At 72.6% G+C, this 16,381-nt stretch carries 9 protein-coding genes; 4 read left to right on the top strand and 5 right to left on the bottom strand.

Annotation, left to right across the window (positions count from 1 at the left end; genetic code table 11):
- Positions 1 to 15: 15 nt before the first annotated feature.
- From ABD858_RS02580 to ABD858_RS02570, 3 genes are read right to left on the bottom strand one after another with little or no spacing between them, the layout of a single operon-like run.
- On the bottom strand, positions 16 to 6,102 hold the full coding sequence (locus ABD858_RS02580) for an SDR family NAD(P)-dependent oxidoreductase (RefSeq protein WP_345034258.1): 6,087 nt from the start codon (positions 6,100 to 6,102) through the stop codon (positions 16 to 18).
- A 56-nt stretch (positions 6,103 to 6,158) separates the two neighbouring features.
- Positions 6,159 to 7,742 carry a PfaD family polyunsaturated fatty acid/polyketide biosynthesis protein gene (locus ABD858_RS02575; protein ID WP_345034256.1) on the bottom strand — a complete coding sequence of 528 codons (1,584 nt, stop codon included), beginning with the start codon at positions 7,740 to 7,742 and terminating at the stop codon, positions 6,159 to 6,161.
- A 33-nt stretch (positions 7,743 to 7,775) separates the two neighbouring features.
- On the bottom strand, positions 7,776 to 8,954 hold the full coding sequence (locus ABD858_RS02570; RefSeq protein WP_345034254.1) for an SDR family oxidoreductase: 1,179 nt from the start codon (positions 8,952 to 8,954) through the stop codon (positions 7,776 to 7,778).
- Between the two features lie 781 nt (positions 8,955 to 9,735).
- Here ABD858_RS02570 and ABD858_RS02565 point away from each other — a divergent pair.
- Positions 9,736 to 11,052 (top strand): wax ester/triacylglycerol synthase domain-containing protein, encoded by a 1,317-nt coding sequence (locus ABD858_RS02565; RefSeq protein ID WP_345034253.1) that lies wholly within the window; start codon positions 9,736 to 9,738, stop codon positions 11,050 to 11,052.
- Positions 11,053 to 11,115: 63 nt separating this feature from the next.
- Here the strand turns inward: ABD858_RS02565 and ABD858_RS02560 are convergent, their stop codons facing one another.
- Positions 11,116 to 12,336, bottom strand: coding sequence for a wax ester/triacylglycerol synthase domain-containing protein (locus ABD858_RS02560; RefSeq protein ID WP_345034252.1), 1,221 nt, complete (start codon positions 12,334 to 12,336; stop codon positions 11,116 to 11,118).
- A 25-nt stretch (positions 12,337 to 12,361) separates the two neighbouring features.
- Positions 12,362 to 13,738 (bottom strand): NAD(P)-binding domain-containing protein, encoded by a 1,377-nt coding sequence (locus ABD858_RS02555; RefSeq protein WP_345034251.1) that lies wholly within the window; start codon positions 13,736 to 13,738, stop codon positions 12,362 to 12,364.
- A 395-nt stretch (positions 13,739 to 14,133) separates the two neighbouring features.
- On the opposite strand from ABD858_RS02555, the gene ABD858_RS02550 reads away from it, so the two are divergent.
- The 3 genes from ABD858_RS02550 to ABD858_RS02540 all read left to right on the top strand — a co-directional run bounded on the left by ABD858_RS02550 (position 14,134) and on the right by ABD858_RS02540 (position 16,261).
- Positions 14,134 to 14,748 carry an ABC transporter ATP-binding protein gene (locus ABD858_RS02550; RefSeq protein ID WP_345034250.1) on the top strand — a complete coding sequence of 205 codons (615 nt, stop codon included), beginning with the start codon at positions 14,134 to 14,136 and terminating at the stop codon, positions 14,746 to 14,748.
- Positions 14,745 to 15,614 (top strand): ABC transporter permease, encoded by an 870-nt coding sequence (locus tag ABD858_RS02545; protein WP_345034248.1) that lies wholly within the window; start codon positions 14,745 to 14,747, stop codon positions 15,612 to 15,614. The genes ABD858_RS02550 and ABD858_RS02545 overlap by 4 nt, the downstream gene beginning before the upstream one ends.
- 125 nt (positions 15,615 to 15,739) lie before the next feature.
- Complete coding sequence (locus ABD858_RS02540; protein WP_345034247.1) at positions 15,740 to 16,261, top strand: hypothetical protein; 522 nt, start codon at positions 15,740 to 15,742, stop codon at positions 16,259 to 16,261.
- Positions 16,262 to 16,381 lie beyond the last annotated feature (120 nt).

Raw genomic sequence — 16,381 nt, 5'->3', positions numbered from 1 at the left:
CGCAGGGGGCGGGGCTCAGGAGGGGCGGCGGACGAGTTCCACGCCGAGCAGTTCCAGACGGACGGCTCCGTCGGCGTCGATCAGCGCCGCATCGCAGCGCGCCCCCGTGCTGTGAACCTTCCGGCCCCGCAGCACACACCGCACGGTGCCGTCGACCGGACCGTGCCGGTGCACCCGGCACTCCGCGACGGCCATCGGCAGCGTCGCCGCACCGAGTGCCTCCTGAGCCCAGACCAGGGCGAGTTGGAGCGCGCCGTCCAGGGCGGCCGGGTCGAGCGGCCAGTGCTCACCCGGCCATTCCAGGACGCGCACGCCCGCGACGGTCGCCTCGGCTCCATGCTCCGAAACACCGTGCAGCGAGCGGACGGAGTGGAACCAGGGGCCGTGGAAGAGGCTCTCCCCGTCGTACAACTCGGTGCGGTCCAGCGGCTTGAGGCCGTCCGGGCTGCCCCACGCGGCCGGATCCGGCTCTTCGGCCCCGGTGTCCAGCACGGCCCGGAAGTGCGCCACCCCGCTTTCCCCGCGCAGTTCCGCCTCCAGTCCCGACGGCGAACCGGCCGCGCCCCGGCTGCCGTGCACGGTGAGCCGGTGGCCTGTGCCGGCCAGTTCGGGCAGGGTGCACTTCTGGTACACCCGCAGGTCGCGCAGGACGAGTGGGCCGGCACCCGGCAGCCAGGCGGTGGCCGCCCCCGCGAACCAGTTCAGGACCATCGCCACGGGCAGCACGGGAACCCCGGTGAGCGCGTGGTCGGCGAGCTGCGGCAGGCTGTTCGCCCGGACCAGCAGCTGCGCCGGACGCGGATCGCCGGCCGGGGACGGGGCCGCCGGATCGTCCCCGGCCACCAGGACGACGCGGGCCTCACCGGCCGTGCCGTCCAGCTCGGCCGTGAAAGCGGCAGAGCCCTGCTCCAGAGGGATCAGCGGAACCCCGGACCGGCCGAAATGCCCGGCCAGAGCGGGCGTGACCATGCCGCCGCGCCACGGACCCCAGGCGACGGACCGCACCAGGCAGCCGGGGCGGTGGGCCTGCTCGGCGGACGCCACCTGCCCCAGGATCTCGTTGGCCATGGCGTAGTCGCTCTGCCCCGCGTTGCCGAACACGGCGGCCACCGAGGAGAACAGGCAGATCACGTCCAGCGGATCGTCCGCCGTCGCGGCCAGCAGCGCGCGCAGACCGTCCACCTTGGTGGACATCACCTGCTCGACCTGCTCGTCGGTCTTGTCGGCGATCCGCTTGTCGGCCAGTACTCCCGCACCGTGCACGATGCCGGTGACCGGCCCCCACGCGTCACGTACGTCGCGCAGTGCGGCGGCGACGGCGTCGCCGTCGCGGACGTCCACCTGGACGTACCGGACGGGGGACCCCGCCTTCTCCAGCGCCGCCAGCGTCGCCCGCACCTCGCGCGCGGCCAGGATCTCCCGGGCCCGCGCCGCGATCCGGGCGGGCGAGGAGTTCGCCGTGTCCTCGGCGGAACGTTCGGCGAGCAGACGGGTGAGCGCCGGTTCGTCGGTGGCCGACGCGAGCCCTGCGGGCTCGGGGGCCGGGGCCGTCCTGCCGAGCAGCACGATCCGCGGACGGTGGGTGCCTGCCAGGTCCAGCAGCGCGGCGGCGGTCACCCCGCGGGCCCCTCCGGTGGCCACGATCACCGACTCCGAGGTGATCCGCCGGGTGCCACCGGGCATTACCGGCGCGGGCACGGTCCGCAGGGTGGTACGGGTACCGTCCGCGCGCAGACCCACCTCAAGGTCAGGACCGCCTTCGAGCAGCTCCCGCACGATCGCCTCGGCGACCTCCTCGTCGCTCCGACCGCCCCGCTCGCAGTCGACGGCCTTGACCGAGGCGCCCGGCCACTCCTTCGCCGCGGTCCTGGTCAGACCGGCGACGCCGCCCAGCCACGCGCGGTCGGGTGCGTGGCCGCCGAGCCCGAAGTCGCCTCCGGTGTCCTGCACGGTCACGAACAGCCCGCCGCGTTCGCCCGCCTGTGCCGCCACCGCGCGCGCCGCGCGGAACACCGACCGGTGGACCGCCCGCGCATCGTCCGGCGCGCCGCCCCCGGTCAGCGCGCCGAGGTGCACGACACCGCGCGCATCTTCGGGCACCTCCGCCACGGCGGTGGCGTCCACGCCGTGCTCCGCCAGCTTCAGCGCGACGAGGGCGGTGATCGCGGCGCCGTCGGCGCCCCCGTCCGTCACCACGAGCGGCCCGTCCAGGAGCCCCGCCGTCGCCAGGCCGGACGCCGGTGACTCCACCGCGCGCGGCACCAGCCTCGTCAGCGCCGTCTCCCGCCCGGACCCGGTGCGCATGGCGGGGATCTCCGGGACGGCGGCGGCCGTCTTGACGGGGGATTCGGCCACGGCCGGGGAATCCGGCGCCGGGACCACGGGCGGCCGGCCGGCCGCCGTGAGCGCCTCGACGATCTCGCGCAGCGTGCGGAGCTTGCCGAGTTGTCCGACGTCACCTGTCGCCACGTCACCCACGCTTCGGCGTACGGCCGACAGGATCTCGACGCGCTTGATCGAGTCGACGCCCAGATCCGCCTCCAACTCCATGTCCACGTTGAGCATCTCCACCGGGTAGCCGGTGAGCCGGGCCACCACCGAGAGCAGTAGTTCCTCCAGTTCGGGCGCCGACAGAGGCCCGGCATCGGCGGCCGGGGCCGGGGGGGCCACCGGGGCGGCGGCCGGGGCCCGGTCCTCGGCGGCTACCGGTGCGGGCGAGGGCGCCTCACCGGGCGCGGCGGGTACACGGGCGGGCAGGGTCCCGTGAACGCCGGCCGCCGCCGCAGCCGGTGTCACGGGTGCCGGGGCCTGCCGGGGTTCCGAAGGACGGGGAAGCGGCAGCGGTGCCGGGGGAGCCGGGGCGTCGAGCACACCGCCGACGCCCTGCACGCCGAGCATCGCGGCCAGGGTGGTCTCGGTCATCCGCAGAAAGGCCATGTGGCTGTCGGTCAGCATGCGTTGACAGGCCGCGTGGGCCTGGGCCGTCTGCCGCTGGACGCTCTCCACCGCGGCGCACCACTCGGCGCCGAGGGCGGCCCCGGGCTCGGCACCGTACGCGGACACGGCGTCGTACGCGGGGTCGTGTGACGGCTCGGCTCCGTACGCGGGCTCCGGTTCCTGGGCGGGCGCCGTCTCGTGCGCCGATGGCTCCGGAGCGTGGACGGGAGCGGGGGTGTACGAGGACATGGGAACCGCCGGGATGTCGGACGCGGGTGCGGGATGCGGGTGGGGGTGTTCCGGCCTGTGTTCCAACGCGGGTGCGGGCGGCCTTGGTTGGGCGGCTTCGGTGCGGGGCGGGTAGAGCTGACCGTAGTTGGCTCCGCTGATCTTCACGGTCATCCGGGGCGCGCGCTCCTTGACTGAGGGTCCAGGCGAGGCGTACGGCGCCCAGAGGGGATCGAAGTCGAGAGGGATACCGCGTACGGCGAGTTCGCCGAGCGCGGTGTGCAGAGTGCTGACCCCCGACCGGTCCGGCCGGTCCAGGGGGACGGCCGCGTGCTCGCGGTCACCGAGGATCTGCCCGACCAGGCCGGTCAGCGCGGTACCCGCGCCGACCTCGACGAAGGTCCGCACCCCCGCCGCGTACATCGCCTCGATCTGGTCCTGGAAGAGCACCGGTGAGGCCAGGTGGTCGGCGATCCGGCGGCGGATCTCGTCGGGCGACGACGGGTACGGTGCCGCGTCCGCGTTGCCGTACACCTCGATCCGGGGCTCCGTGAGCGGGACCGTGCGCAGGAACGCGGCGAGCGGCTCACCGGCCGGGGCGACCAGCGGGCTGTGGAAAGCGGTCGACGTGGTCAGCCGGCGCGTGCCGACACCCTCGGCCGCGAACGCCTTCTCGACGCGCGCGACAGCCTCCGTCGTACCCGAAAGCACCACTTGGCGCGGGGAGTTGTGGTTGGCCGGCCAGATGTCGCCGGACTTGCCACCGGCCAGCACCGCCAGCACGTGTTCGCGGTCCGCCGCCACGGCCAGCATCGCGCCCGGTACGACGGCCGCGTCCCGCATCAGCTCACCGCGCCTGCGGGCCAGACCGACCAGCGCGTCGGCGTCCAGGGCACCCGCGCAGTGCAGCGCCACCAGCTCACCGAAACTGTGGCCCGCCGCGTAGTCCGGTCGCAGTCCCAGGTCCCGCAGGACGTCCAGCAGCGCGAGCGCGTGCACCGCGAGCGCGGGCTGCGCCCACTCGGTGGCGGCCAGACGCGCCGCCTGGGCCGCGCGTTCCTCGTCGGAGAAGGCGGGCGGCGGGAACACCACCCGGTGCAGGGGGCGCTCCTCGAATTTGGTACCGCCCAGCCGGTCCCACACGGCCTGGGCGGCCGGTGTCAGTATCGCGAGGTCGGCGCCCATCCCGACGTACTGGGATCCCTGCCCCGGAAACAGGAAGGCGAGACGGCCGGGCGCGGGGTCTTCGCAGGCGTACCGGACGCCGTTCGGTGTCGCGAACGCGGTGCCGGGCCGCTGACGGATCAGTGTGAGCGCCTGCGCGTACTTCTCCCGCAGGTCCTCGGTGTCCGTTGCGACGACGGCCAGCCGCACCGGGTCGGCAGGAGAGAACGCGCTGTGGCTCTCCCGGGCGAGCGCGGCCAGCGGACGGTCGCCGTCCGTTTCCGGCGGCACCAGATCGGACGGCGACGCGCCGCTGAACAGGACGAGTTCGCTCGGCGCGGAGCGATGGCGCGGCGGCACCCGCGCCGGGGTGCCCGAAGGCACGTACTCCTCCAGCGTGACGTGGAAGTTACTGCCCCCGAAGCCGAAGCTCGACACCGACGCCCGGCGCGGATGACCGGCGGGCCGCACCCACGGCCGGGTCTCGGTGTTGACATAGAACGGGCCGTCCGGGGCGGCGGCCGCCGGGATCGGCCGGCCGACCTTGATGGTCGCGGGCAGCACCTTGTGACGCAGGGCCATGACCGCCTTGAGCAGCCCCGCCGCGCCCGCCGCGCACTTGGTGTGGCCGATCTGCGACTTGACCGAGCCGATCGCGCACCATTGCCCGTCCGTACGCCCCGACGCCTCGAACACCTCGCGCAGCGCCGTCAGTTCGGCGGCGTCCCCGGCCTTCGTGCCGGTCCCGTGCGCCTCGACCAGCTCCACGGTCTCCGGACCGTAGCCCGCCTGCTCGTAGGCGCGCCGCAGAGCCCGTGCCTGACCGTCGGGAAGCGGCGCGTAGATGGCCGTACTCCTGCCGTCGGACGAGGTGCCGATGCCCCGGATCACCGCGTGGATCCGGTCGCCGTCCCGCTCCGCGTCGGACAGCCGCTTCAGTGCGTACATGACGACCGCTTCGCCGAGCATGGTGCCGTCCGCCGCATCCGAGAACGGACGGCAGTCACCGGTGGGGGAGAGCGCGGGCGTCTTGGAGAAGCACAGGAACATGCCGATGTCGTTCCCGGTGTCCACACCTCCGCTGATCACCAGGTCGGCCCGGCCGAGCGCCAGTTCACTGACCGCCGTGGACAGGGCCGCCAGGGAGCTGGCACAGGCGGCGTCGGTGGTGTGGTTGGTGCCGTGCAGGTCGAACCGGTTGGCGATCCGGCCCGCGACGACATTGCCGAGCAGGCCCGGGAAGGTCGACTCCTGCCACGGGCTGAAGTGCGCCGAGATGCGGTCGCACATGGCCTGCGCCTCGGCCTCGGCGAGACCGCTCTCCCGCAGCGCCTTCAGCCACACCGGGCGATGGGCGCGCCCGTACATGTGCGGGAGCAGCTCCAGGGCGGCCGCGCCGAGGACGACGCCGACCCGGTCCCGGTCCACGCCCGACAGGCCGCCGGCGTCGGTCAGCACTTGGTCGGCGACCATCAGGGCGAGCAGTTGGGAGGTGTCCGTCGCCGACAGGTTGGCGGGCGGCACACCGTACGTCAACGGGTCGAAGTCCACCTCCGGCAGGAACGCGCCGCGGCGGGCGTACGTCTTGTCGGGGGCGGCCGGGTCCGGGTCGTAGTGGTCCGCCACCAGCCAGCGGGAGGCGGGCACCTCGGTGATCAGGTCCCGGCCGCCGGTCACGATCCGCCAGTAGCCGGCAGCGTCCGTCGCGCCGGGCACCAGGGCGCCGACACCGACCACGGCGACGGGCACCTGCCCAGGGGTGGAGGCGGACACGTTGTCTCCTCGGGGCTGGACGGCTGCTGCTGACGCCTCCGGGGCACCGGGGCCGCTCATGCCAGCCCGCACGGGGTGTAGGCGAATGCCTCGGACGGCAACGGAACTCCATAGGTGCGCAGTTGATGGGCGCGGGTGAGCACCGCGGCGCCTTCGAGCAGGTTGAGCGCGATCTGTACCACGGACCGGTTCGCCGGTTCGGCCAGGAACGTGCCCGCGACCCAGCGGTTGAACGCGCCCATCGCCGGCCCGCACCAGATCTGGTAGTCGGTACGCCGGGCCGCCTCGCCGGTGATCGCCCACCGACTGGAACTGCCCAGGTACCAGCGGAAGACCAACGCCATACGGTGCTTCGGATCGGCCTCCGCACGCGTGATCTCCGAGGGATCGCGCCGCTCCCAGAACGCGCGCGTGCGCTGCCAGACCTCGTCGAACGAGGCGCGCAGCACGTCCCGTTCAATCGCGGCGCGTACCGCAGGCGGGATCTCCTCGAGCGAACCGTGCGCCCGGTACGCCGCGTGGAGCCTGCCGGCCCGCTGGGCGAACATCGTCCCCCGGGACAGTACTTGCAGCGTGACACCCAGCTCGAACATGTCCGCTGCCGGCGCCATGGCCATATCGGCGACATCCGCCTCGCAGAGCATCGCCTTGGCCTCTTCGGACAGGCCCGCCTCAATGGCCGTCTGGTTCACCGATCCGACGACCACGTAGGAAGCGCCGAGGGCGAAGGCGGCGGCCACCGCGGCCGGCGTGCCCAGCCCGCCGGCCGCGCCGATCCTGACCGGTCGGCGGTAGCCGAACCGCCGGCACAACGCGTCGCGCAGCAGGACGATCCTCGGCAGCAGGGCCGACAACGGCCGGTTGTCGGTGTGACCTCCGCTGTCGGCCTCCACGGTGATGTCCTCGGCCACCGGCACCAGGGCCGCCAGGCCGGCCTCCTCCGGGGTCAACTTCCTTTGGGCGACGAGCCCGTCCAGCAGCCCGGCCGGGGCGGGCGAGAGGAATCTCTCGGCCACCTCGGGCCGGGAGACCTTGGCGAGTATCCGCGTGCGCCGGACGATCCCGCCGTCGGCGCCCCGGCGCAGTCCCCGGGCCGAGCACAGCACGACGGCCGGGGTCAACTCCATGAACGCCGACGCCGAGATCCGGGGCACACCGCAGCGCAGCAACAGCTCGGCGACGCGGAACTCCAGCGCGGGTTCGGCTGGTGAGTGGATGAGGTTCACGCCCCAGTTCGGACGGGACCGCAGCTCCCGGGCCAGCGCGTGCACGGCCCGCTCCACATCGGCATACGCCAGGCCGCCGGCGCCGAAGAACCCGAGCATCTCCGCCCGGGCCATCGTGGACACCATCCGGGTGGTCGCGATGCCGTTCGCCATCTCGCCCGCCACATAAGGGAAACGGACGCCGTGCGCCTCGCAGAAGGTGCGCCCGCCGAGCCACTCGGGGTACAGCGGCGGCAGCGTACCGAGCACCGGGCCGTCGGGTACGGGACCGGCCGCGAGTCCCAGCTCACGGCCGCTCGGCCCGCTGACGATGTGTACGGGTTCCCGGATCCGTCGGGCTCGGACGGCGATCTCCTCGGGGGAGAAGACCGGCGGGGACGCGGCGGGGGCGTCAGGAGCGGAGAGGACGGACACGGAGGGACTCCAGCGGAAGAGGAGGTGTGCGGGTCAGGCATACCGGGCGGACGGGAGGGCGGCGGTGGGCGTGGGCGACGGCCCGGCGGGAACCCGGTCCCTCGGGACCAGGCCGGACCACAGGTAGTCGAGGTCCACCCGGTCGGAGGCCGCCGACGGCCCGAACAGGGCCCGGACCCGGGTGTCGTCGAAGCGCCGCCGGTGGGTCAGGTAGGCCGTCAGGCCCGGGTAGAAGTCCACCAGCGCCTCCAGCGCCGACGGGTCGTCCGGCTCCGTGGCGACCAGGTCGATCGACAACGGAACCAGCCGTTCCAGCAGGGTTAGGATCGTCAGCACGGGCACGTCGCGGTCATGGACGATGTGGTACGTGTCGACTCCGCCCGAGGGCGTCCGGCCGGCCAGCCGCACCATGACCTCGGCCGCGTGCTCCACCTGCATCAGGTTGAGCCGGGCGTGCGGATGACCCACCATCCGGATGCGGGGACGGTGGGCAGCATGGGGGTCGTCGGGACCGGCGCCGTCGTGGCCCGGGCTCCCGGGACCGGCGGTGCTTCGCGCGTCGCGCAGGATCCGCTCGATGACCTGAAGCGGATGCGAGGGCAGCTCCGGGTGCGGCGGCAGGTCCGTGACCAGGATGCTCGGCCGCAGCACCACGACCGGACGGCGGTGCTCCCGCGACCACGCGTGGATCAACACCTCCGCCTCGTACTTGGAGTGTTCGTAGGCGTTCTCGAAGCCGTACGCGTCGTCCAGCTCGTCCTCGTACGCCACCCCCTCACGCCGACTCCCGGCAACGAAAGCGGTACTCACGTGGTGGACCACGGGTCTCTCGCGTCCGGCGGCGGCCAACTCCAGCACATGCCGGGTCCCTTCGACGTTGGTCCGGCGCAGCTGGGGGAGGTCTCCCTCCAGGTTGATGCTGCCCGCGCTGTGCCAGATCGCGCCGAGGCCGTCGGCCAACTCCTGAAACGTGCGCCTGGACAGCCCCAGCCTTGGTTGCTCCAACTCGGTCTCCACCACCCGCAGCCGGCCGGGGAGTTCGGCGAGGAACTGCTCGGGCGCGCCGGTCAGTGCGAAGAACCGGGTGATGCGGAGCAGCGCGTCACCTGACCCTGCGTGGACCAGGACCGTCACCGACCGGTGCCTGTCGAGGAGACAGCGCAACAGGCGCAGTCCGAGGAATCCGGTGGCGCCGGTGAGGGCGACGTACATGACCTTGGCTCCAAGGGCTCCGAAGAGGGACAGGACCACGACCGCGTGCGAGGGCGGTGAAGGCTGGGCCGCTGCGGCGGCCGGGGAGCGGGATGCAGCCGGCCGTCCCCCGGCGCGGCGTGACACCGGCGGTCGCGTCGCGCGCGGTCCGGCCCGGCTCGTCCGGCCGGTCCGGTGGACGTCCGTCGGTCCTCTGGTTCCACGCTCCTCAGGCCTTCTCCCGGGCCCGGTGATCGCCGACGCAAGGCACACAGTGTCAGACGGCGGACGGTGACGGCGCCTTCGATTCCACCGGCTCACCTGAACGGAGTACCCACGCCACGGTCTGTGCGTGTCCCGGACGGCCCTTCAAAGCCCCGGTCGTGAGCCAGGGCACCGGCCGTACGGACGCGACGGGAGCCGCCGGGACGAAGCGGGCTGCCGGGAGGCCTGTCCTCCTTTCGGGTGATCTCGCGGGCGGTGGCGGGGAGGTGGTTCCGGGAGGCTCCGCGGCGCCGCCTGCGGGCGGTGCGGGGCGTTGGGCCCGGTGGGGCAGGAAGAGCGCGTACTCCTGCCGCAGGGGGAGCGCGTACTGCCGGGGGCCTGCGGGCGCGTACGGCCGCTCATCACGGCCGGATATAAACCGTGTTGATCCAGGCCGAGGTGACGCATTCGGTGCCGCTGCGGATCCGCACTCGTCGGCGGCCCCTCTGATCGGTGGTCCGTCCCGTTCGGTCGGGATGGTCGAGTGCCCGGCCTCGCCCCGCCTGCCCGTTCCTTCGGCACGAAGGGAAGTTCCCCGATGCCCGTGTCCGTTCCGTCAACCCAGTCCGATCCCTTGCCCAGCCATCCCACCTACGCGGGCGACCGCGCGTTCCTCAGCATGGAACGCCGCCACCCCGACATCCGCTGGGACGCCGGCGGCGTCGCGTACCTGAGCGGTCCGCCCCCGAGCCTGGCGGACCTCCGCGCGTACGTGGGCTTCCGCCTGAGCAAGCTGCCCCTGCTCACGAGCCGGGTCGAGGGCGGCTCACGGCGCCCCCGGTGGCGGCCGGACGCGGACTTCAGCATCGACCGGCACGTCCACGAGGTGGTCGCGGAGGGCCCCGAAGGGTGGGACGCCGCCCTGCACACCGCGCTCAACGCGCCGTTCGCGCCCGGCACCTACTGGGGGGTCTGGCTGGTCCACGGCCATGCGCCCGACGAGTACGCCCTGTGCTACCGCTTCCACCATGCCTGCCAGGACGGTTCGGCCGCCGCGATGACGTTCCGGACCATGCTGGGCGAGGGGGAGCCCTCCGCCCGCCCGGTGCCGGGGAAGGGCCGCCTGGCCGGTCTGCCCCGACGGGTGGGCACGGCCGTCGGGCTGGCCGCGATGTTCATGGCCGGCTCCCTCACCGTCCCCGGCCGCCGTCCGGTCGTCCCCTTCGCCCCTACGGGAGAGCGGCGGCTGTGGCGGGGCCGCGTACCGGCGGACGCCCTCCGCAGGGTCGGTTCGGCGCGTGGCGGATCGGCCCATGACGCCCATCTGGCCGCGCTCGCCGGGGCGTTGTCGGCTTGGTCGGCCCGGTCCGGTGTTCCGCTTCCCCGGGTGACGGCACTGCTGCCCGTCGACGCGCGCCGCCCGGACGAGGAACAGACCTGGGGCAACCGCTGCATCGCCCTTCCGCTGGAGCTGCCCGTGCGGACCGCCCCGGACCGCGGGGCCCGGCCCCAGGACGGCGACTCGCCCCTGCGGCGACTGGAGCACGTCATGGCGACGACGCGGAGACTGCGGGGCGAGGCATGGCGGCAGGCGTTTCAGGACCTGGTCCGCCTCATGCCCGACCGCCCGGCCCAGTGGTACCTGCGAAGGATGCTCTCCCCGCGCGTCACCCAGGTCATGGCCACGTCCATGCCGGTCGCCGACAAGGGCAGCCTGGGGAACACCCAGGTGACAGGTGTCGCCCTGCTCCCCCTGCTCGTGCCCGGGCACCTCTTCGGAGTGGGCCTGTCGTTCTTCGGCAGCTGGGCCGAGGTGGCCTTCGTGTCCGACCGCGCCCTTCCGCTCGGGGAACTGCTTCCGGAACTGTGGGAGCAGGCCGTGGGTGAGCTGGAGGGAGCCTCGGCGCCGGAGTGAACGGGGCGGCACCGGGGGCCGTACCGACCGATCGGGTGCGGCTCCCGCGCCAAGCCGTCTGTGTCAGACCGCCGCTTCGAGTTCTGCCAGGGCCGTCAGCCACAGCCCCGGGAGGTCCGCGCCGCGGGCGAAGGCCGTGTCGTGGACGACGGAGAGAGCGCACTCGGCCCGGTACCTGAGCAGCGTCAGATGGCAGAGCTGACCTGGCAGGGGAGCGCCCAACCCGAGCGCGCCGTCCATCCGTGCCTCACCGAGGACCGGCTGTGGCACGGCCGCAGGGAAGTAGGTGCCGGTGAGGGAGGCGTGGCGCGGACGCATGAGCAGCCGCAGTGTGCCCAGGCTCACCGGACGCGGCGCGAGCCGCATGAGAGCGCGGGAGGTGTGCATCCTCCGCTCGACGCTCCCGGGCTCCAATTGGCGTGAGAAAGAGGCGAGACGGCGCAGAGGAAGGGGCTCCTCACAGGGCAGCCGGAGACGCACCATGGTGAGGAAGTTGCCCACGGCGCCCCGTTCGCCACCGGTCCGGACCGACAGCGGCCAGAGGAGTGTGAGGGGAGCCGGACGCTCTCCCTCGGCCAGGGCGACAGCCCGCATCGCCCCGGTCAGCGCGGTCAGGAAGACAGCGCTGATGTCGGTACCGAGGGCCCGGGAGACAGCGAGCAGCCGCCGGGTCTCCACCGTCCCGACGGCCGTGGCGAGCTTCCCCGTCGGCGGCCGGCGCAACACGGACCAGGTGCCGGTGCCCCGCAGGCTCCGGGCGACGTCGCTCACGATGCCCAGCACGGCACGGGAGGAGACCCGCCCCACGCCGTCGGCGGGCTGAGGTGTGCCCTGGACGTCGGGCGACCTCTGCGGTGGGACGCGCGGGGTGAACAGCGTCCGCAGTACGTAGTGGTGCCCCGCGCCGTCCTCCAGAGCGTGGTGGATGCGGAACACCAGCACGTACTCCGGCAGGCCGGTGGTACCGGTGTACCCGTGAATCAGCCAGAGGTCCCAGGGCGGGCGGGGTGCGGCCGGCAGCGGCCGCTCCAGCACTTCCTGGAGACAGTCCTGCCACTGTTCCCGGGGATCCTTCACGAGCAGACCGCGCACATGCTGACGCAGGTCGAGGTCCCGGACGGGCACGAAGCAGGGACGAGGCCCCAGCCCCTCCTCGACACGGTGGGTCAGCGTCGGAAGGTCCTCGAGCCTGGCCCGTACGTGCCGGCGCAGGGCGTCCGGTGAGGGCGGCTCCCCACGGAAGCGCACCGCCCACCCCACCGCCAACTGGTGCGTGCCGGACATCCGGTGGAACACCTGGCTGAGCGGATCACATGGCGTCGACTGCCGGGGCGGGGCCTGCCACGGCGGGCAGGGCCGGGACGGCGCCGCGTGCGCGACGCCTGCCTGCTCGGCGTTCCCGGCGGAGGGCTCTTCGGTAGGAGAGGAAGTCAATTTCGATCCCGTGGCGGTAGGTGGACACGTACGTCTTGCGATGGCGGCGCCACTCGCGCGCGATCGCCCGCGTCATGTCCGTCGGCGACGGCAGCGCGACCGCGCCCTCGATCAGCTCGGCGATCCATTCCGCCTGCGGTTCGAGCAGCGGGAAGGCCGCACCGGAGGGCTGCGCGAGTCCCATGAAGTAGAGCCCGGGGATGCGGGGCGGGACCGTGCGCAGATAGAGCTCCGTGCGGCCGTCCGGAGCGGCGAACACGGAGGGTTCCAGGAAGGGGAAGGAGATCTTGTAGCCCGTGGCGTACACCACGGCGTCCACCGGTTCACGGCTGCCGTCCGTGAAGGCCGCCGTGTCCCGGCCGAAGGAGCTGACGCCGGGCTTCGGTGTGACCGCGCCCCGGGCCAGCTGGACGAGGAGTTCGTCGGAGGTGGAGGGGTGGCTTGCGAGCGGTCCGCCGACCGGTTCGGGGAGCCCGTAATGAGCCGGGGCACCGCGGGTGAGCCGCAGGAGAAGCCGCAACGCCGGGTCCTTGAGGAACCGCGGGAGATCGGACAGCGGGCTCGACACCAGGTGGTCTGCCGGACGGCCGAGCAGCATCTTGGGGAACAGATGTGCCGCGTCGCGCGCGGAGAGGAACGTCCGCGCCGCCGTACGCGAGATCTCCGCCGCGATTTCGCACGCGGAGTTGCCCATGCCGATCACCAGCACCCGCCGACCGGCGTACGGGTCAGGGGTGCGGTAGTCGTGCGAGTGGATCGCGGTCCCCTCGAATTCCTCGGCACCGGGCACGGCGGGGGCCGGGAGGCGCGGGTCCCAGTGGTGCCCGTTGGCCACCACCACCTCGGTGTAGCGCCGCGTCTCCTCGGCCGCGCCGCCGCGGCGCCGGCAGACCACCTCCCAGCCGCCGTCGTCCAGGGGCCGCACGGAGGTGACCTTTGTGCCGCACACGATGTGGCGGTGCAGGCCGAACTGCGTGGCGTAATCCTCCAGATAGGCCAGGACCATGCTGTGGTGCGGAAAGACCGGGTAGGTCTCCGGCATGGCCAGGGAGGAGAAGGACATGCTCTCCTTCGAGATGTTCGCGTGCAGCGACGCGTATACCCCCGACATGCCGTTGTCGTTGCCGTACCGCCAGAGTCCGCCGACGCCCGACCCGGCCTCGAAGCAGTCGAACGGAACGTTCCGCGAGGCAAAGACCTTGCTCGCGGCCAGGCCGGACGGGCCGGCGCCGATCACACATGTTCTCCGCATGACTGACCTTCCTCGTACGTGCGTGACCTCTCCGGTATCCACGTGAACGAGACCGCCAGAGGGGCGCGGCGACGGCCTCAGGACGGGCGGACCTGGACCACCGGGCCCGGTACCTGACGCGCGGACGGGGGGCGGAACCTGAGCGGACCAGCCGACACCCCGGTCCTTGCCACGCTAGCCGTCCCAGTTGCCCCGGAACCTGCTTCCGCCGGCAAAACCGCCGCACGCGTGACGCGGTGTGCGCCGGATTGACGCCGTGGAACGGAACCGCTCCTGGCGTCGTTTCCCTTGCGCTGCTTGCTCGTTGGGCACGGGCGGACCGGTTCCGCCGCCGATCGGAAGACGCGGACCGGTTCCGTGGCCATACGGAAGACCTGGCACGACGGAGCAGCGCGATGGACGTCACAGATGTGCACCACTCCTACCGGCAGCACGCCGTTCTACGGGGCGTCGACCTCCAGATGCGGCCCGGGGTCCTCGCCGGGATCGTCGGGGAGAACGGCGCCGGCAAGACGACGCTGCTGAGGATCCTCTCCGGTGAACTCAGGCCGGACCGGGGCTCGGTGCACCACAGCGGCAGGTTCGGCTACTGCCCGCAGTCCGTGGTCCTGGACGACTCCTTCACCGTCCGCCAGCACCTGGACTTCTTCCGGCACGCCTTCGGGCTCGCGGACCTGCGGCGCGCCGAGGAAGTGATGGAGACCCTGGCCTTCACCGAGTACCTCGACCAGCGTGCGGGTCTGCTCAGCGGGGGCTCACGGCAGAAGCTGAACCTGACCCTTGCGCTCATGCACGACCCGGACGTGCTGCTGCTGGACGAGCCCTACCAGGGCTTCGACTGGGAGACGTATCAGCGCTTCTGGAAGCTGGCGACAAGGCTGCGCGACGCCGGGCGCTCGGTGCTGGTCGTCTCGCACCTGGCGTACGACATCGAGCGGTTGGACGTGCTGTGGCGTCTGGAGGACGGGCGCCTCCACCGCCAGGACCGGTGCGCGGAGGCGGCGGCATGAGGCGGCACTGGTCCCTGTTCACCACGGCCTCCCGGTACGCGCTGATCGGTCACGCCCGCAACCGGTTCGCGATGCTGCTGGTGGTGCTGTACATCCCCGTATGGATCGCCTTGGCCTACGTGACCATTCCCGACCGGCCGGCGCCGTTCCGGCTGCGGGCCACGGACGAGGTCCTGAACCCGCCCGGCAATCACCTGACCCAGATCACCGGCGCGCTCAACGCGGTCACCCTGATCGCTGGGTTCATGATGTTCGCCGCCACCTTCACGGGCGGTGCCTTCGACCGGCGCCTGGCCATGGCGGGGTACCCGCGTCACCACCTGGTCCTCGCCAAGCTCTCCGCGCTCACGCTGGTCTGCGCCGCCGTCGCCGCGTACGCCACGGCCGCCGCCGGCTTCGCCTGGTCCCCCCGACGGCCCCTCATGCTCGCTGCCGCGCTGTTCTGCGCCGCCCTGACCTACGGCGCGCTCGGAGTGGTCTTCGGCTCGGTGCTCCGCCGTGAGGTGGAGGGCATGTTCGCCATCCTGATGATCAGCATCATCGACGTCGCCCTGCAGAACCCCCTGTCGAGCTCCGGGTCGGACAGCGCCATCGTGCGCTTTCTGCCGTCGTACGGAGCCGTGCAGGCCAGCATGTCCGCGGCCTTCTCCACCGCGCCGGTGGCCCAGGGCCTCGCGATCCAGTTGCTCTGGCTCATGGGGGCGGCGCTGGCCGCGTTCATGGTCTTCCGTCGGCGTACCCGCGACGCCCTCCCACCGGAACGAAGGCGCCGCACCCCAGACCGCTCCGGGCCCGGCGTGAACGCGGGCACGCCCGCGCACACGACGGAGCCCGAAGCAGCCGCACAGCGCGTAGGCCCCACCTGACCGGCGGGCCACCGGCCATCCGGCCGGACAGCCGCCGTGACCTGCGGGAGCCGGTCATCGTTCTGTAACCGGGCGTTGATTCATGCCCGGACCAACACATTCTTCATGCAAGGAGCACCACCCCCATGACCCTCTCGCGTACCGTCCAGCGCACGGTCCTCACCGCGGCTCTCCTGTCCGCCTCCGCCCTGTCCTTCCCCGTCTCCGCGCAGGCGGCCCCGCTGCCGGCCGCGTGTCAGGAGGCGCTGCTCACCACCCTCGACAAGTTCCCCGTCACGGACTTCACGGTCCCCGACAAGGTCCAGAACGCCATGATGGTCGAGGTCGTGAACCTGAGCGAGGCCGACCAGCAGGCCTTCACCCAGGAGGCGTGCGCGGCCTGGAACAACTGGGCCACCAAGAACGGCCAAGCGGTGGCCACGGACCTGGACACCCGCTACCGGAACGCCTCCGGACCGGTGTGCAACAAGTTCACCACCTCCGCCATCGGGACGATCAGGAAGTACGCCCCGAACGTCCCTGCCCAGACACGGGAGTTGGAGAAGGTGGCCAAGAAGGTCTGGCAGAACGCCATGCAGAAGCTCGCCGAACAGGCCACCAACGCCGACTGCCGTAAGGCCTACAACGGGGTAAAGGCCGGCTGGTAGCGAGACCCGGCGAATGACACCCCCGTCCGCCGCCTGACGTTTCCGTCCGTCGTCCGACCCGACGGCCGCAGTCGGCCACGTCGACTCCGTAGCTGCGTGCAAGGGTGTCGAGGCCGTGGT

Origin of the sequence: Streptomyces sannanensis, from assembly GCF_039536205.1 — a bacterium.
Lineage (GTDB): Bacteria > Actinomycetota > Actinomycetes > Streptomycetales > Streptomycetaceae > Streptomyces > Streptomyces sannanensis.
This window is presented reverse-complemented; position numbering and strand designations above follow the sequence as displayed.

What these genes read in the sequence shown, in the direction of transcription:
- ABD858_RS02550 (WP_345034250.1), top strand. Translation starts at nt 14,134, where the DNA reads ATGGACGTCACAGATGTGCACCACTCCTACCGGCAGCACGCCGTTCTA.
- ABD858_RS02545 (WP_345034248.1), top strand. Translation starts at nt 14,745, where the DNA reads ATGAGGCGGCACTGGTCCCTGTTCACCACGGCCTCCCGGTACGCGCTG.
- ABD858_RS02540 (WP_345034247.1), top strand. Translation starts at nt 15,740, where the DNA reads ATGACCCTCTCGCGTACCGTCCAGCGCACGGTCCTCACCGCGGCTCTC.
- ABD858_RS02570 (WP_345034254.1), bottom strand. Translation starts at nt 8,954, where the DNA reads ATGTACGTCGCCCTCACCGGCGCCACCGGATTCCTCGGACTGCGCCTG.
- ABD858_RS02560 (WP_345034252.1), bottom strand. Translation starts at nt 12,336, where the DNA reads ATGTCCGGCACGCACCAGTTGGCGGTGGGGTGGGCGGTGCGCTTCCGT.
- ABD858_RS02565 (WP_345034253.1), top strand. Translation starts at nt 9,736, where the DNA reads ATGCCCGTGTCCGTTCCGTCAACCCAGTCCGATCCCTTGCCCAGCCAT.
- ABD858_RS02555 (WP_345034251.1), bottom strand. Translation starts at nt 13,738, where the DNA reads ATGCGGAGAACATGTGTGATCGGCGCCGGCCCGTCCGGCCTGGCCGCG.